The sequence below is a fragment of the Buttiauxella sp. genome, assembly GCF_049686335.1.
Taxonomy (GTDB): domain Bacteria; phylum Pseudomonadota; class Gammaproteobacteria; order Enterobacterales; family Enterobacteriaceae; genus Buttiauxella.
This window is the reverse complement of record NZ_JBAVHX010000004.1, coordinates 401,335-417,808: the sequence shown is the minus strand read 5'-3', so window position 1 is coordinate 417,808 and position 16,474 is coordinate 401,335. Positions and strand designations below refer to the sequence as shown.

Sequence of the window (16,474 nt, the reverse complement as noted above, 5' to 3'; positions counted from 1 at the left end):
CCAATGAAATTCAGTGAACTCTGGTTACGCGAATGGGTAAACCCAGCCAACAGCAGTGAAGAGCTTTCCAGCCAAATCACTATGGCTGGTCTTGAAGTTGATGGTGTTGATGCCGTTTCAGGTGCATTTAATGGCGTGGTTGTGGGTGAAGTGGTTGAGTGCGGCCAACATCCAAACGCTGATAAATTGCGTGTAACAAAAGTGAATGTTGGCGGCGAACGCCTGTTAGACATCGTTTGTGGTGCGCCAAACTGCCGTCAGGGCCTGCGTGTTGCTGTTGCAACGGTTGGCGCTGTGCTGCCAGGTGATTTCAAAATCAAGGCCGCGAAACTGCGTGGCGAACCGTCTGAAGGGATGCTGTGCTCATTCTCTGAGCTGGGTATTTCAGACGATCACGACGGTATTATTGAGTTACCACAGGATGCGCCAATTGGCACCGACATCCGTGAATACCTGAAGCTTGATGACAACACTATCGAAATCAGCGTCACGCCAAACCGTGCAGACTGTTTAGGTATCATCGGTGTTGCTCGTGATGTCGCGGTCGTTAACAAGCTGGCATTACATGAACCAGAAATGGTCAGCGTTGCGGCGACCATTACCGATACGCTGCCAATTCGTGTCGATGCGCCGGAAGCGTGCCCACGTTACCTGGGCCGTGTTGTTAAAGGCATCAACGTTAAAGCGCCGACTCCTCTGTGGATGAAAGAGAAACTGCGTCGTTGCGGTATTCGTTCTATCGATGCTGTTGTTGACGTGACTAACTATGTGCTGCTGGAACTTGGCCAACCGATGCATGCGTTCGATCTGAACCGCATCGAAGGTGGCATCGTGGTGCGCATGGCGGAAGAAGGCGAAACTCTGACGCTGCTGGACGGCAACGAAGCGAAGTTGAATGCAGATACGCTGGTGATTGCTGACCACACTAAAGCGCTGGCAATGGGCGGTATCTTTGGTGGCGAACATTCTGGTGTGAATGATGAAACCCAGAACGTGCTGCTGGAATGCGCATTCTTCAGCCCACTGTCTATTACCGGGCGCGCGCGTCGCCATGGCTTGCATACCGATGCCTCCCATCGTTATGAGCGTGGCGTGGATTCTGCACTGCAGTTCAAAGCAATGGAACGTGCAACACGTCTGTTGATTGATATCTGTGGTGGCGAAGCCGGTCCGGTTATCGACGTGACCAACGAAGCACATTTGCCAAAAGCTGCCACAATTACTCTGCGTCGCAGCAAACTGGATCGTCTGATTGGCCATCATATTGAAGATGCGCAGGTTAGTGACATTCTGCGTCGTCTGGGTTGTGAAGTCATTGAAGGCGACAACCAGTGGTCCGCTGTAGCGCCAAGCTGGCGCTTCGATATGCAGATTGAAGAAGATCTGGTTGAAGAAGTGGCGCGCGTTTATGGCTACAACAGCATCCCTGATGAGCCGGTACAAGCTGGCCTTATCATGGGCAGCCATCGCGAAGCAGACCTTTCTCTTAAGCGTGTGAAAACCATGCTGGTTGATAAAGGCTATCAGGAAGTGATCACCTATAGCTTTGTTGATCCTAAGGTTCAACAGCTGCTGCACCCGGGTGAAGAAAATCTGATTCTGCCAAGCCCAATTTCCAGCGAAATGTCAGCCATGCGTTTGTCCTTGCTGACTGGCTTGCTGAATACGGTGGTTTATAACCAAAACCGCCAGCAGAGCCGTGTGCGCATCTTTGAATCAGGCTTACGCTTTGTTCCTGATACGCAGGCAGACCTGGGTATCCGTCAGGATCTTATGCTGGCTGGGGCCATCTGTGGCAACCGCTACGAAGAACATTGGGATCTGGCGCGTAACACCGTCGACTTCTATGATTTGAAGGGCGATCTGGAAGCCGTTCTGGATCTTACTGGTCAGCTTTCAGACATTGAATTTAGAGTCGCAAGCAACCCAGCGTTGCATCCAGGCCAAAGTGCAGCCATTTATTTACGTGGCGAATACGTTGGTTTCATTGGTGTTGTGCATCCAGAGCTTGAGCGCAAGCTGTCTCTGAATGGCCGTACGCTGGTGTTCGAAGTGCTGTGGAACAAGCTTGCAGACCGCGCCGTGCCTGAGTCGAAAGAGATTTCTCGATTCCCGGCAAACCGTCGTGACATCGCTGTTGTGGTCGCCGAAAACGTTCCCGCAGCAGATATTTTGGTCGAATGTAAGAAAGTTGGCGCAAATCAGGTAGTTGGCGTAAACTTATTTGATGTGTACCGTGGCAAAGGTGTAGCCGAAGGTTATAAGAGCCTTGCCATAAGCCTTATCCTGCAGGATACGGGCCGTACACTCGAAGAAGAGGAGATTGCCGCTACCGTTGCAAAATGTGTAGAGGCATTAAAAGAGCGATTCCAGGCATCATTGAGGGATTGAACGTATGGCGCTTACAAAAGCTGAAATGTCAGAATATCTGTTTGATAAGCTAGGGCTTAGCAAACGTGACGCTAAAGAGTTGGTAGAGCTGTTTTTCGAAGAGATCCGTCGTGCTCTGGAAAACGGTGAGCAGGTTAAACTATCAGGCTTTGGTAATTTTGACTTACGCGATAAAAACCAACGTCCCGGGCGTAACCCGAAGACCGGTGAAGATATTCCTATTACGGCACGCCGTGTAGTGACCTTCCGACCTGGTCAGAAGTTGAAAAGTAGGGTTGAGAACGCGTCCCCAAAAGACGAGTAACCTGAATAATCCAAAAAGGCCGCAAACAGCGGCCTTTTTCTTTTCTTCTTGTCCTGCACGGAAAATCCCCCGTAAAATCAAATTTATGAATTGTTACTAAACGGATCTCATCGACCAGATGCACACTTTTGTTGCGCGACAGCACCGCCTCGAACGTCGTTGGCTACTGGCCTTATTTTCCACCATGTTGGGAATGGCTGTGCTGAGTTTGTGCGCCGGAGACCAGTGGTTTTCTCCGCACCATTGGTTGCGTGAAGATGCGCAGCTGTTTATCTGGCAGATTCGCATGCCACGCACCTTAGCCGTTCTGCTGGTCGGGGCGGCACTCGCAATCTCCGGCACGATTATGCAGGCACTGTTTGAAAACCCTCTCGCCGAACCAGGGCTGCTTGGTGTTTCTAATGGGGCAGGGGTGGCACTCGTGGCCGCCGTATTGCTTGGTCAAGGGATGCTACCGGGTTGGGCACTAGGTCTCTGCGCTATTTTCGGTGCACTGGTTATCACCTTTATCTTGCTGCGTTTTTCAAAGCGTCACCTTTCTAACAGCCGCTTGCTGCTGGCTGGCGTGGCGCTGGGGATTATCTGTAGCGCTTTAATGACCTGGGCTATCTACTTCAGTACCAGCCTCGATTTACGCCAGTTAATGTACTGGATGATGGGCGGCTTTGGCGGAGTGGACTGGCGTCAATGGTGGTTGATGATAACGCTGCTGCCAGTGATGCTATGGTTATGCCGCAACTATGCGCCACTGAATTTAATGGCTCTGGGTGAAATGTCGGCTCGCCAGTTGGGTTTACCCGTCTGGCTTTGGCGTAACATTCTGGTGATTGCGACAGGCTGGCTGGTGGGGGTGAGTGTTGCGCTGGCAGGAGCCATTGGCTTTATTGGTCTGGTCATCCCGCATATGTTGCGCCTCAAAGGGCTCACCGATCACCGTATTTTGTTGCCTGCGAGTGCGTTGGCCGGTGCCACAGTTTTATTGGGCGCGGATATCATTGCGCGTCTGGCGCTGGCATCAGCCGAATTACCGATAGGCGTTGTGACAGCAACGTTAGGCGCACCTGTATTTATCTGGCTATTATTAAAAGCTGGGAAATAATCCATAGTTGTTCAATCTAAGGGGTCATGATGCAAGACATTCTAAACACTGAAGTAATCACCATTGACGGTGAAGCCACAACGCTCGAAAACTGGAAAGGAAAAGTGCTACTGCTGGTGAACGTTGCTTCTAAGTGCGGCCTGACAGTGCAGTACGAACAATTGGAAAACCTGCAAAAAGAGTTCGGGCATGAAGGCTTTTCGGTGCTCGGTTTCCCTTGTAACCAGTTCCTTGGTCAGGAACCTGGCAGCGAAGAAGAGATCAAAACCTTCTGCAGCACCACGTACGGCGTGACATTTCCTATGTTTAGCAAGCTGGACGTCAATGGCGAAAATCGCCACCCGCTGTACAAAAAACTGGTTGCCACTGCACCGACTGCCATTGCCCCACAAGGCAGCGGTTTTCTTGAGCGCATGAGCAGCAAAGGCCGTGCACCAGCTAATTCAGGCGACATCCTGTGGAACTTTGAAAAATTCCTCGTGGGTCGCGATGGTCAGGTTATTCAACGTTTTTCACCGGATATGACGCCGGATGATTCTACTATTGTTGATGCGATTAAGTCGGCGCTGGCCAAGTAATGTCGTTGTTGCAGCTGAATGATATTGCCGTGGCGCAAAGGCTTGGGCCTATTTCCGCCACGGTACAGGCAGGCGAACTGGTGCATCTGGTTGGGCCAAATGGCGCGGGTAAAAGCACGTTGCTTATGCGTGCGGCGGGGCTTAGCTCAGGAGCCGGGCAGATTATGTTTGCCGGGAGCAATCTGAGCGACTGGCAGCCAACGCCACTGGCTCATCACCGCGCTTATCTCTCCCAGCAGCAAATGCCGCCATTTTCGATGCCTGTCTGGCATTATCTGCAACTGCATCAGTCAGTCAGCCCCACTAATCCCGTTATGCTAAAGCTTGCCGAAGATTTGGGGCTGGCGGATAAACTTACCCGCAGTGTGAACCAGCTCTCGGGTGGTGAATGGCAGCGCGTCCGGTTAGCCGCTGTGGTGCTGCAGATTCACCCTGAAATCAATCCGCAGGGTCGTCTACTTTTACTTGATGAGCCGATGAACAGCCTGGATGTCGCGCAGCAGACCGCGTTAGACAGGATCCTGATGGGATTGTGTGAAGCGGGTATCGGCGTGGTGATGAGCAGCCATGATTTAAACCACAGTTTGCGCCATGCGCATACGGTCTGGTTATTGCGCTCAGGTAAAATGATTGCGCAAGGAAGTCGGGATGAAGTTCTGACACCGCAACATTTAGCGACAGCCTATAACATGCACTTCCGTAGATTGCAGATTGAAGGGCACAGTATGCTAATAGCCCCACTGTAGTTGATGGTAAAAACTTGCACCAAATCATGGGTAAGCGCTAAATTACTGGAAATTATAAACGGGTGAGGATTAGCCTGAAAATGCGTGTATGGATTATTGTAGTGGCATGTCTGGTACTCGCAGGGTGTAGCCACCATGCGCCACCACCAAACTCACGTTTGTCAGACTCAATAACGGTCATCGCGAAGCTCAATGATCAACTCAGCGGCTGGCATGGAACACCGTATCGCTATGGTGGAATGAGTCGTCGAGGGGTCGACTGTTCTGGCTTTGTATCTATCACCTTCCGGGACCGTTTCGAGCTCAAATTGCCGCGAGAAACTCGCCAGCAGGCGAAAGTCGGTACTGAAATTGATAAAGACGATCTTCTGCCTGGCGATCTGGTTTTCTTTAAAACGGGCTCAGGGGAAAGTGGATTACACGTTGGTATTTACGACACGGATAATCAATTTATACATGCCTCAACCAGTCGCGGTGTGATGCGTTCTTCGTTGGATAACGTCTACTGGAGCAAAAAGTTCTGGCAGGCCCGCCGTATCTAGCGCGATTTATTTACCGTCTTAGGGCCAGTCATTGGCCCTAAACGTGACACCCTTCAGTATTTCCATGGTTAACCCAGGTTCGATTGATTATTTCAGGTAATATCTGGCGGCATTACGCTCCCTCAAAAGGTAGGTTTATGGTTACTCTGGAAGATGTTGCCGAAAGTGCAGGTGTGTCCCGGGCGACCGTTTCACGCGTGGTTAATGGCGACACAAAAGTTAAAGCCCAGACGCGAATCAAAGTGGAAGCAGCGATTACCGAGTTGGGTTATACGCCGAATCCGGCGGCACGGGCTTTAGCTTCCAGCCACAGTAATACCCTCGGTCTGGTCACGACGTCCTATCGCGGCGGTTTTTTTGGCGCACTGATGGACACCGTGCAAAGCGAAACCGAGTTGCAGGGGAAGCAGTTGTTAGTGACACAAGGGCGCGACACTGCGGAGAAAGAGCTTAACGCGATTAAACGCCTGTTCAATTTGCGCTGCGATGGCCTGGTTTTACATGTTCGCGCCATTACCGATGACACTTTGCATCAACTGGCTACTAATCAAAAATTCATTGTTCTGGATCGTGACGTTGCGGGTCTTGAAGCCAGATGCGTGGTATTCGATCACCGTGCGGCAAGTTCGCTGGCGACTCAAGTGTTTATTGACGCAGGACATACCTCGATTGCTTGCTTGCATGGGCCGGGTGGGCGAACCTCCAGCCTGCTGCGTAAGCAGGGATTTATCGATGCGATGTCAAAAGCAAAGCTCACACCTGCTGCAGTATTAGGTGGGGAATACGACATGTCCTCAGGCTACCAACTCGCTTCTCAACTGCTTGAAAACATTAAGCCGACGGCACTTTATTGTTGTAATGAAGAACTGGCTATTGGGGCGATGCTAGCCATCACCGAGCGCGGGCTGCGAATTCCCCAGGATATCTCACTTATTTGTTATGACAGCGGTGAGCGAGCACCATTTGTTCGCCCGGCATTAACCAGTGTTCATTTTCCAATAACCGAAATGGCACGTTATGCCATCCGAAAATTATTGGATCCACAGTGTGATGAAGAATCATTTTCTCCTGAGATAATCCACCGCGATTCCGTTCGTCATATTCGCTAAAACTGGCGATATCCAGATATCCAGGATAATATATTTATATTCAATGAGGATTTTGATAAACATTCAGGGATGAACTTGTCTTTAATTACAATCAAATCAATCCAGTTAACGCTGGATGTTCATCGTGTCACGATGCCATCCACCCCATTTTCTAATCGGTGGGCTACATGATTCTCGTACTCGATGCACAATATCGGTCAGACTTTTATTTTCAACCAGTCTACTTACCTGACGGTGAAGTGTTAGGTGTTGAATTAATTGTGAATTTTGTTGGGGTCGATGCCCCAGTTCGTATTCCAACGGAGTTAGTTGCGCCGGTTATTAAATCAGAACAACAATTAATATTATTCTCAGAGCAAATAGAATTACTCGAAAATTATCAAACATTCTTTATGGCTCAAAGCCTCGTAGTTTGGGTGAATATAAGTGCGGTCATTGCTGATGCAATTTTGATCAATACCGAGCTAGCCTCCCGTCTGGCGCAGCTTCCGTTCATTGAGTTTACTATCAATGAGAACTTTCCGGAGTTAAATCGCGGTAATGAAAATGCACGTTTAATGGCAATGAGTAAGCATTATCCATTAGCGCTGGCAAATTTTGGCGCGGGTATTGCGACCAGCAAACCGATTTTTGACGGGTTATTTAAACGCGTGTTTTTTGACAAAACATTTATTCATAAACAAATTAAACAACGCTCATTTGAGCCTTTTATGTTAGCCATGCTCGCGCAACTTTCTCCGTTTTGTCAGACTCTGACAATTAGCGGAATTGATGACGAAGCGGCACGTCAAAAAGTGCTTTCATTTGCAGCCTTCGCCATGCAAGGAAATCTCTGGCCGGTAATTGCACCTGCAAAATTGGCAGAATGGTTCCACCCGGATTTGCCGTCATTGAACTAATACCCTTGCCAACGTGCCGTGTTTAAATTCTTACACAAGCACTACACTATCGGCAGGAGGATCCATGACTAATAAACCTGAATTTAACAATAGCTGGCACGATGAATTGCCCGGCTTCTATACGGCTCTAAAGCCTACGCCGCTGCATAATGCCCGGCTGTTTTATTACAACCGTCCTCTTGCCGATGAACTGGGGCTTGATGCCTCACTGTTTGATGAATCTCATAGCGGGATCTGGAGCGGTGAAACACTGCTGCCAGGAATGCAGCCCTTAGCGCAGGTGTACAGCGGGCATCAGTTTGGTGTCTGGGCGGGGCAACTGGGTGATGGGCGCGGTATTTTGCTTGGTGAACAACAACTGGCTGACGGGCGTAAATTTGACTGGCACCTGAAAGGGGCGGGTTTAACGCCTTATTCACGCATGGGGGATGGTCGCGCAGTGCTGCGTTCCACGATACGCGAGTTTCTCGCCAGTGAAGCGATGCATGGCCTGAATATTCCGACCACCCGAGCGCTGAGCATTGTCACCAGCGACACGCCGGTGCAACGTGAAACCACCGAGCAGGGTGCGATGTTGATCCGTGTGGCGCAAAGCCATGTGCGCTTTGGTCACTTTGAACATTTCTACTATCGTCGTGAGCCGCAGAAAGTGCAGCAACTGGCGGATTATGTGATAGCCAATCACTGGCCGCATCTTGTCGATGAGGCCGATAAGTACACGCTTTGGTTCCGTGATGTGGTTGAACGTACTGCGCAGATGATCGCAAACTGGCAAACGGTCGGCTTCGCCCATGGCGTGATGAATACCGATAATATGTCGATTCTTGGTTTAACGATGGATTACGGCCCGTACGGTTTCCTCGACGATTATCAGCCTGGTTTTATCTGCAACCATTCCGACCACCAGGGCCGTTATGCTTTTGATAATCAGCCTGCGGTTGGGCTCTGGAACCTGCAACGGCTGGCACAAACGTTGTCACCATTTATTTCAGTAGAATGGCTTAATGAATTGCTCGATCACTATCAGTTCGCCTTGATGAAGTCCTTCGGCGAATTGATGCGCGGCAAACTGGGGCTGATGACGGAACAGACGGCGGATAACGAAATCCTCACCGAACTGTTTGGCTTGATGGCCAAAGAGGGCAGTGATTACACCCGCACATTCAGAATGTTAAGCCTGACTGAGCAAACGTCGGCAAGCTCGCCACTGCGTGATGAATTTATCGACCGCGCCGGGTTTGATAGCTGGTTTACTCGTTATCGCGAACGTCTGCAAATCGAGCAAATTAGCGATGAGCAGCGTCAGCAGTCGATGAAAGCGGCCAACCCGTCGGTTGTGTTACGCAACTGGCTGGCGCAGCGAGCTATTGATGCCGCAGAGCAGGGCGATGTCACTGTTCTGGCGCAACTGCATGAAGCGCTGCGCCAGCCATTTGCTGAACATTCTGATGATTTGACCCAACGCCCGCCGGACTGGGGCAAGCGGTTAGAAGTGAGTTGTTCGAGCTAAAAAACGGTGGATGACGCTGCCGCTTATCCCCCCTACAAAATCCAAACCGTAGATTATTGCTGCAACCAAACCTGTGGCACCGGGTGTTCCGGATGATGGAACACCCGCAAATCAGCCTGATACCAATGCTGTAACGTCGATTCATCCAGCACCTGTTGCGGTGAACCCTGCGCAACCAGTCGCCCTTCATGCAACAACACAATTCGATCTGCCCAAAGCGCCGCCAGGTTCAAATCATGCAACACCACACATACCGAAAGCGTTCCCATTAGCGATAAACGGCGCAGCAAACGCAGAATATGTTGCTGATGATACAAATCCAGCGCCGAGGTAGGTTCATCTAAAAAAAGCCAGCCGTGTGGTTGCTCATCGAACCACAACTGAGCCAGTGCGCGGGCGAGTTGCACGCGCTGTTGTTCACCACCGGAAAGCTGACAAAAATCTCGCCCGGCGAGCGTATCGCAACCCGTCAGGGCCATCACTTCCCGCACCACCGTTTTGGTCTCTTTTTCCGGCCACGGCGCACGTCCCATGGCAATCACATCTTCCACGGCCCAGCTAAATGCCATGCCGCTACGCTGGCGCATCACCGCGCGTTTTCGGGATAAGGCATCACTCGACCAGGAATTTAACGCACGCCCGCCAAGACTAATTTCACCACTTTCCGGTGCTTGAAAACCGGTGAGCACGCGTAATAAGGTGGACTTCCCGGCCCCGTTTGGGCCAATCAGCGCCACCACTTCACCCGCAGCCAGCGTCAGATTTATGTCATCGAGTAACTTTCGCGCGCCAAGACGCAGTGTGACGTTGCGTGCCTGCAAAAAATCAGCCATCCGTTTCCCTTTTTTGGCGGAAGATGAGTGCTAAAAACCACGGCCCACCGAGCAGGCTGGTCAGCAAACCGACCGGCATTTCGGCAGGGGCGACCAGCGTGCGAGCCAGCGTATCCGCCACCAGTAACAACATCGCGCCCGCCAGAACCGAACCGGGGATCAGCCAGCGATGATCGGCCCCGAGCCACATCCGCACGAGGTGTGGAACCACCAGACCGACAAACCCAATCACGCCGCTCACAGCAACCGCTGCCGCCACTAACAGCGCACTTAAAATAAGCAACTGACGCTGGGTGGTTTTGACATCAACACCCAGGTAGTGCGCTTCTTCATCGCCTAGCTGTAACAGATTGAGTCGTTTAGACAAAAAGGCGATGGCGACTGCTGCCGGGAGAATAAACGAAGCGGTAGTCAGTAAAGTTGGCCATTGTGCTTGCCCAAGACTCCCCATTCCCCACAGCGAGAGTTGGCGTAGCTGAGCATCATTACTGATCCACGATAAAACGCCGACCGCCGCACCGCACAACGCATTAATCGCAATTCCCACCAACAGCAGGCGGGAAAGGCTATGGTTGCCCTGACGACTGAGGAAGAAAATCACCAGCGTGACGGCGAAGCTACCCAAAAAGGCGGCCAGCATCGGTACGTACAGCGCCAGAACGGCGGGAAGCGCTAACGGTAGAACGACAGAGAATCCTACCGCCAGTGCCGCACCGCTGCTGATACCAAGCAAGCCCGGATCGGCAAGCGGGTTGCGAAACAGCCCCTGCATAACGCAGCCAGAAAGTGCCAATGCGCCACCAACCAGTGTGGCTAACAACACGCGTGGCAGACGAATGTTGAGCCAGATATGGCGCAGCGCTTCATCGTGCGCTTGCCATAACACTGCGATGGAAAGACGCATGGCACCTAAATTGGCCGCCACCAAAGACAGCGCTAATAGCGCCAGCATCATGGCGAACAAGGCGCGTTGAGGCAGGGGACGGCGTATCAAGGCAGTTGCTCCGCTTTTTTACGTAACGCGAGAATGGCATCCGGCGTTTGCAAACCAAAACCGAGCAGTGCCATGTCGTCAACGATTAATAACTGGCGACCTTTTCCAGCAGGGGTCTGCGAAAGCCCGGGTAACTTCCACACATTCTCTTCACCCCCTAAGGTTTTCACGCCATCGGCGCTGACAAGCACCAGTTGCGGTTGACTGGCAATCACACCTTCCTGGGACACAGGCTGATAACGTTTGAAGCCCTGCATCGCATTTTGCAAACCCGCCGCTTGAATAGCCGCATCTGCCGCCGTTTCTTGCCCGGCGGCCATCGCGGCCATGCCACCATGACTCATGATGAACAGCACTTTCACGGGTAATGCTTTTTCAGGAATCGACGCTAACTTGCTATGCACTTGTTGGCGTAAAGCTTCTCCCTGAGCCGTTTTACCCATCGCCTGAGCCACCGCATCAATCTTCTTATCGATACCTTGCAGTGAGTTTTCCGCCGGAATGGTCACCACTTTGACATGGCTACTGGCCACTTGCTCAAGCGCCAGTGACGGTTTGGCCTGAGCGCTCGCCAGCACCAGGGTTGGGCGCATCGCCAGAATACCTTCCGCATTAAGCTGTCGCATGTAGCCCACGTCCGGCAGCTTAGTTGCCGCCTGAGGATGCAAACTTGTGCTGTCACGAGCGACCAGTTGGTCACCCGAGCCTAATGCAAATGCGATTTCAGTCACGTCGCCACCAATAGCCACCACGCGTTCATTTGCGATGGCTATTACAGGAATGGCGGCCAGGGCAATTAACCAGCGTTTCATGCAGCCAGCCCTTTGCTGACCAGCGCTTCCAACTGGCTGCGCCACTGCTGCTGCTCGGGTTCCCCTTCCGTGCGTTGACCGTACAGTTGGGCGATTTGCGTGCCATCGGCGGCAAACAACTCCAGGCTGGTAACGAAGCCATCACCACTCGGTTTGCGCGTCACCCAGCTTTCCGCAATGGTGTCGCCCAACAAATGCAGCGTGAATTGTGGGTTGAAGATGTTAATCCAGTTATCCATCGGCACGACTTTCTCCACGATGCCGGTGAAAATCTGCACGCTGCCACGGTTGCCGACAAATACCATGATCTCGTTTTTGTCTTGTCTGGCTTGTTCCAGAAGCTGCGCCAGTGCGCGGTTATCAACCTGGCAAGCCAAATCTTCTGCCACCAGACGGAAAGCCTGCTGGCGCGTCAGTTGATGACGTTTCAGCAAACCAAAGAACTGATGCACGTCGCGCAGGCTACGCCATTCCGCTTCAACCAGACCGCCATCAACCGCCGGGGTCATCACGACTTCTTCAACGGCCTGAAGCTCAAGGGCTGGGTTATCCGCATATATAAACTTCGCAAGCACATCGGCCCAGGCGCTGAAATCAGTATTGTCAGTGGTGTAAACCTTCAGTAGCGCATCACCCTGGTGGTCAAAGAACTGCACGCTCTGGCGCTCACCCCGTGCGCTGGCCTCACGCACATGGAATGCAAACGCCCACTGATTAAGGAACAAGCGCAAATCCAGCGCGCGCGGGTTAAGCACCAGCCCGGCGTGTCCGTGCAGTTGCTGGTTTTCAAATTTGCCAACATGCTCGTGTACCGCATATTCATTACGGCAAATGGATTTGATTTCACCCACGCTTTCCAGAGAGGCCAGAATGTCGCGGATCTCGCCCTTTAAGCGCCATGCATCATGTCCTACTCGGGCATGAGTTAATTCGGCTTCGCTGATATTCATCAGCCTGGCGATGTCGCGAGCATACTTTTTCGGGTGCTCTTGCTTGAGCTGTAACCAGTTGTCATAACGCTGAGTCATATCGGTTCCTTACCATTGATAACTAACGAAGATTTTGCCGTTACGGCCATCTTGTGGGATCCCTTGTGGCGACCAGTACTCCTTGTCAAAGGCATTACCCAGCACCAGGGAAGTCGTCAGCCCGCGCAACTGTTGTTGGCCTTTATAGCTGACATAGAAATCATTCACGCCGTAACCGGGTTGCTCGCTGTAGCTGCTGCTGATATGCGTTGATTTATCAGCAAAAGTCCCGACCCAGCCCACGGAGAAACCGCTTTGTGCCACCGGGACGTCCAGCACGCTGGTCACGGTGTCCGGATTCAGACTGGAGATCCACTCGCCGGTATCTTCGTCTTTACCCCGGGTACGGTTATAAGCCAGGTCAAGGCTGAACCATGCGCTGGTATATTTCGCCGTCATATCCCAACCCCAGATTTTGGCGTTAGGGACGTTATAAGACATGGTCGTTGCTTTGGCGAAGTCGACAGTGGTGGAGATGTAGTCTTTTGCTTTGGTATCGAAATAACTCGCTTTAAATTCGATGCCATCGTCAGCCAACATTAAATCGTCGAAGCGCAAACCAAAGCCGACTTCTTGCGTTGCATTGGTTTCCGGACGCAGATTTGGATTCGGTACCCAATAGTTGGTGTAACGCGAGCCAATGGAGAAGTGTTTAGCGTCGTTATACATCTCACCCATGGTTGGGGCGCGGAAGGCCTGAGAGTACGAGCCGAACAGCATCAGCCAGTCTGTTGGAGTGATGGACAGTGCGCCACGGGATGACCACTGATCCGCATTAACATCGTCATAGCCGTCGCTGCTGCCGCTGTAATTGTCATAACGTGTACCGGCTAAAATAGACACCGGCAGGTCACGCAGCGTGATTTCATCTTGCAGCCAGCCCGAGCCAAAATCGATATTCGCCTGCGGGAAGCCCGTTGTATTGCCGCCAGGTTTTTGATCCTGACGATAGTATTCCCCGCCGTATGTCAGCAAATGTGCCGCAAAACTGTCGTTAAACAGACGGCTGCGGTTCTCGATTTTTGCGCCGCTGGTGGTTTGTTTACGGAATTCAGCCCCGTCAGTCTGGCCCTGCGCATTAATACGCGCCTCAGACCAGTAAGCCGTGGCATTGGCATTCAGCCAGTCACTTTGCTCAGGCCCAATATGGTAGTTAAGTTGGGCGTCACGCAGAATGGTTGAACGATCAACCATCGGGTTGGCTGGGTCAGCCGTGGGGGTTTGCGGGTTTTTAGGTTCTTGCGCGGCGTTATTGTAATAACGCAGTGAGCCACCTAAAGACTGTGCCGGGTCGATATACCAGGTGCCTTTGGTCAGGAAGTTGTTAATGCTTTCGTCGTTCGGCGCGGTTTCGCCGTTGCTTTGATTGATGTCACCACGATCGCGGCTTGACCAGGAGACCAGTCCATCGAAATCATCGGTGCGGCCAAAGGCGCTGGCGCCCATGCCCACGCTGTGGTCGCCGGTGCCGCCAGTGGCAAACACACGGTAGCCGCTGTTTTGGCCTTCATACAGTAAATCGCTGGCATCGGCAGTTTCATAGGAAATCACTCCGCCCAAAGCACCGCTGCCGTACAGCAGGGCGGCAGGGCCGCGCACCACTTCAATACGTTTGATCAATGCCGGATCAAGGAAGGTGCTGTTGAGGTGTCCGGTATCCGTACCCTGACGAACCCCGTCAACCAGCATCAATACGCCACGGCGATCGTAACCACGCATGCTCACATCCTGCCCATTAGTTCGCCCGGTACCGGAAACGGTGATCCCCGGAACTTTACGTAACATATCGGCGGCGGAAGACGAGGTTTGTGCTTCTGGGGTGTTGGCATCAATGACGGTAACCATCATTGGCGCTTCAAAAGTGCTGCGTTCGTTACCGGTAGCGACTACGGTAACTTGATCGTCTTTTGCAAAGGCAGGCAGGGCAGTAAATACCGCAACAGTCAGTAATGACAGACGGAAGCCGACTGTGTGTAAAGCAGGCATGCGCAAATCTCCATAGGAAAATTTAAAAGCGCTGGCTGCCTGGGTTAACCTGGGTGGCTTGCGTAAAATAAAATTGTGTTACCCCAAATAATTCGAGTTGCGTGAAGCCTGTGCACCAACAACTTGAAGATGAAGGGGGTTATTTGGTCAGGATTAACTTCCCTGCCTGAGTCTCACGTAACTGATAAAGCTGTCCTTCGTGGACAATCACCACGCGTCCGTCAGTGCCGAGTAACAGTTTGCTATCTATCTGACGGGGGATAGCCGCAGATTGAGGATTCGTAGTGGTGAAGTTTTTTTCCATGTTTCACTCGGTATACAAATGACAATCACTATAACAATGATAATCATTATCAATAAACTGTGTTTCGTCATCAAGTGTTATTTGTGAGAAATTTGTGAATAGATCAATTTTGAACGGGGAGGGGAAAAGTTCGGTTTTCTCCTTCTCTGGGGGGAGAAGGTCGGGATAAGGGCGATCCTGACTTTAGGTCAGAGAAAATGTTCAGGCGCTGGATGCCCTCACCCTAACCCTCTCCCGCAGGAGAGGGGACTAAAAAATTTAGAAGCGACTATCCGTTGCGTCTGCCAGCATATCGAGCAGAGTTTGGGTGTCTTCCCAGTTCAGGCAAGGGTCGGTAATCGACTGGCCGTAGACCAGCGGTTTCCCTGCAACAATTTTCTGCGTGCCTTCCTGGATGAAGCTTTCCGCCATCACACCGGCAATGGCGCGTGAACCATTACGAATTTGGTTACAAACGTCTTCACACACTTCCAATTGGCGGCGGTGCTGTTTCTGGCAGTTACCATGGCTAAAATCGATAACCAATTGCTCAGGCAAATCAAATTCATGCAGGCTATCACACGCCGCCGCAATGTCGGCTGCGTGGTAGTTTGGCTGTTTTCCGCCGCGCATGATGATATGGCCGTACGGGTTGCCGCTGGTTTGATAAATGGTCATCTGGCCATGTTTATCCGGCGAGAGGAACATATGGCTGGCGCGGGCTGCACGAATCGCATCAACCGCAATACGCGTATTACCGTCGGTACCATTTTTGAAACCTACCGGACAAGAAAGGGCGGAGGCCATTTCGCGGTGGATTTGGCTTTCAGTGGTCCGCGCACCAATCGCGCCCCAGCTAATCAAATCGGCAATATACTGGCCGATCACCATATCCAGGAATTCGGTAGCGGTCGGTACACCCAACTCGTTGACCTGCAAAAGCAGACGGCGTGCCTGCTCAATGCCATGATTGACGCGATAGCTGCCGTTCAAATCAGGATCGGAAATTAACCCTTTCCAGCCCACCACGGTGCGCGGTTTTTCGAAATAGGTACGCATCACGATTTCAAGGCGATCCTGATGCTTTTCGCGTGCCGCTTGCAAACGATGGGCGTAATCCATTGCCGCATCCAGGTCATGGATTGAGCAAGGGCCGACAATCACCAGCAGGCGATTATCTTCACCATTGAGGATTTTTTCGATACGCCGACGGGAGGCTGTTACGTTTTGCGCGACCTGTTCGGATACCGCCAGACGCTGGGCCAGTTCTGCAGGCGTAACCAGACTGTCGATGCGCGCCGTTCGCAGTTCATCTGTTTTGTTCATTGGATGTCTCAGAAATTTTGTCTTCAGCTCGGCA

The 16,474-nt window shown here is 51.9% G+C and carries 16 protein-coding genes; 9 read left to right on the top strand and 7 right to left on the bottom strand.

Going from position 1 to position 16,474, the window contains the following annotated elements; genetic code table 11:
* The first annotated feature begins 3 nt into the window (after positions 1 to 3).
* The 9 genes from pheT (at position 4) to selO (ending at position 9,178) form a co-directional block, all read left to right on the top strand.
* Entirely contained in the window at positions 4 to 2,391 is a 2,388-nt protein-coding gene (pheT, locus tag WBL83_RS02330; RefSeq protein WP_424587620.1) for a phenylalanine--tRNA ligase subunit beta, read from the top strand.
* A gap of 4 nt (positions 2,392 to 2,395) precedes the next feature.
* Positions 2,396 to 2,695: an integration host factor subunit alpha gene (gene ihfA, locus WBL83_RS02325; protein WP_001229265.1), complete on the top strand. Its 300-nt coding sequence runs from the start codon at positions 2,396 to 2,398 to the stop codon at positions 2,693 to 2,695.
* Between the two features lie 118 nt (positions 2,696 to 2,813).
* On the top strand, positions 2,814 to 3,794 hold the full coding sequence (gene btuC / locus WBL83_RS02320) for a vitamin B12 ABC transporter permease BtuC (protein WP_424587619.1): 981 nt from the start codon (positions 2,814 to 2,816) through the stop codon (positions 3,792 to 3,794).
* Positions 3,795 to 3,820: 26 nt separating this feature from the next.
* Complete coding sequence (locus tag WBL83_RS02315; RefSeq protein ID WP_424587618.1) at positions 3,821 to 4,372, top strand: glutathione peroxidase; 552 nt, start codon at positions 3,821 to 3,823, stop codon at positions 4,370 to 4,372.
* Positions 4,372 to 5,118, top strand: coding sequence for a vitamin B12 ABC transporter ATP-binding protein BtuD (gene btuD / locus WBL83_RS02310; protein WP_424587617.1), 747 nt, complete (start codon positions 4,372 to 4,374; stop codon positions 5,116 to 5,118). Before WBL83_RS02315 ends, btuD begins: the two co-directional genes overlap by 1 nt.
* An 80-nt stretch (positions 5,119 to 5,198) precedes the next feature.
* Positions 5,199 to 5,660 carry an NlpC/P60 family protein gene (locus WBL83_RS02305; RefSeq protein ID WP_424587616.1) on the top strand — a complete coding sequence of 154 codons (462 nt, stop codon included), beginning with the start codon at positions 5,199 to 5,201 and terminating at the stop codon, positions 5,658 to 5,660.
* Positions 5,661 to 5,797: 137 nt separating this feature from the next.
* Positions 5,798 to 6,769 carry a LacI family DNA-binding transcriptional regulator gene (locus WBL83_RS02300; RefSeq protein WP_424587615.1) on the top strand — a complete coding sequence of 324 codons (972 nt, stop codon included), beginning with the start codon at positions 5,798 to 5,800 and terminating at the stop codon, positions 6,767 to 6,769.
* A 167-nt stretch (positions 6,770 to 6,936) separates the two neighbouring features.
* Positions 6,937 to 7,668 (top strand): EAL domain-containing protein, encoded by a 732-nt coding sequence (locus WBL83_RS02295; protein WP_424587614.1) that lies wholly within the window; start codon positions 6,937 to 6,939, stop codon positions 7,666 to 7,668.
* 64 nt (positions 7,669 to 7,732) lie between these two features.
* Positions 7,733 to 9,178, top strand: coding sequence for a protein adenylyltransferase SelO (gene selO / locus WBL83_RS02290; protein ID WP_424587613.1), 1,446 nt, complete (start codon positions 7,733 to 7,735; stop codon positions 9,176 to 9,178).
* A gap of 53 nt (positions 9,179 to 9,231) precedes the next feature.
* Here selO and WBL83_RS02285 read toward each other — a convergent pair whose 3' ends face one another.
* From WBL83_RS02285 to aroH, 7 genes are all read right to left on the bottom strand, one after another.
* Positions 9,232 to 10,011 carry a heme ABC transporter ATP-binding protein gene (locus tag WBL83_RS02285; protein ID WP_424587612.1) on the bottom strand — a complete coding sequence of 260 codons (780 nt, stop codon included), beginning with the start codon at positions 10,009 to 10,011 and terminating at the stop codon, positions 9,232 to 9,234.
* Positions 10,004 to 10,966, bottom strand: a complete 963-nt coding sequence (locus WBL83_RS02280; protein WP_424588017.1) for a FecCD family ABC transporter permease — start codon at positions 10,964 to 10,966, stop codon at positions 10,004 to 10,006. The genes WBL83_RS02285 and WBL83_RS02280 overlap by 8 nt, the downstream gene beginning before the upstream one ends.
* 35 nt (positions 10,967 to 11,001) lie before the next feature.
* The gene (locus WBL83_RS02275; RefSeq protein ID WP_424587611.1) at positions 11,002 to 11,817 is read right to left on the bottom strand and encodes a heme/hemin ABC transporter substrate-binding protein; all 816 of its coding nucleotides are present in this window, start codon (positions 11,815 to 11,817) and stop codon (positions 11,002 to 11,004) included.
* Positions 11,814 to 12,845 (bottom strand): hemin-degrading factor, encoded by a 1,032-nt coding sequence (locus tag WBL83_RS02270; protein ID WP_424587610.1) that lies wholly within the window; start codon positions 12,843 to 12,845, stop codon positions 11,814 to 11,816. Before WBL83_RS02270 ends, WBL83_RS02275 begins: the two co-directional genes overlap by 4 nt.
* A gap of 9 nt (positions 12,846 to 12,854) precedes the next feature.
* Positions 12,855 to 14,831 carry a TonB-dependent hemoglobin/transferrin/lactoferrin family receptor gene (locus WBL83_RS02265; protein WP_424587609.1) on the bottom strand — a complete coding sequence of 659 codons (1,977 nt, stop codon included), beginning with the start codon at positions 14,829 to 14,831 and terminating at the stop codon, positions 12,855 to 12,857.
* Positions 14,832 to 14,970: 139 nt separating this feature from the next.
* A complete protein-coding gene (hemP, locus tag WBL83_RS02260; RefSeq protein ID WP_424587608.1) occupies positions 14,971 to 15,135 on the bottom strand; it encodes a hemin uptake protein HemP in 165 nt (54 codons plus the stop codon).
* A 258-nt stretch (positions 15,136 to 15,393) separates the two neighbouring features.
* Positions 15,394 to 16,440, bottom strand: a complete 1,047-nt coding sequence (gene aroH, locus WBL83_RS02255; protein WP_424587607.1) for a 3-deoxy-7-phosphoheptulonate synthase AroH — start codon at positions 16,438 to 16,440, stop codon at positions 15,394 to 15,396.
* Positions 16,441 to 16,474: the final 34 nt, after the last annotated feature.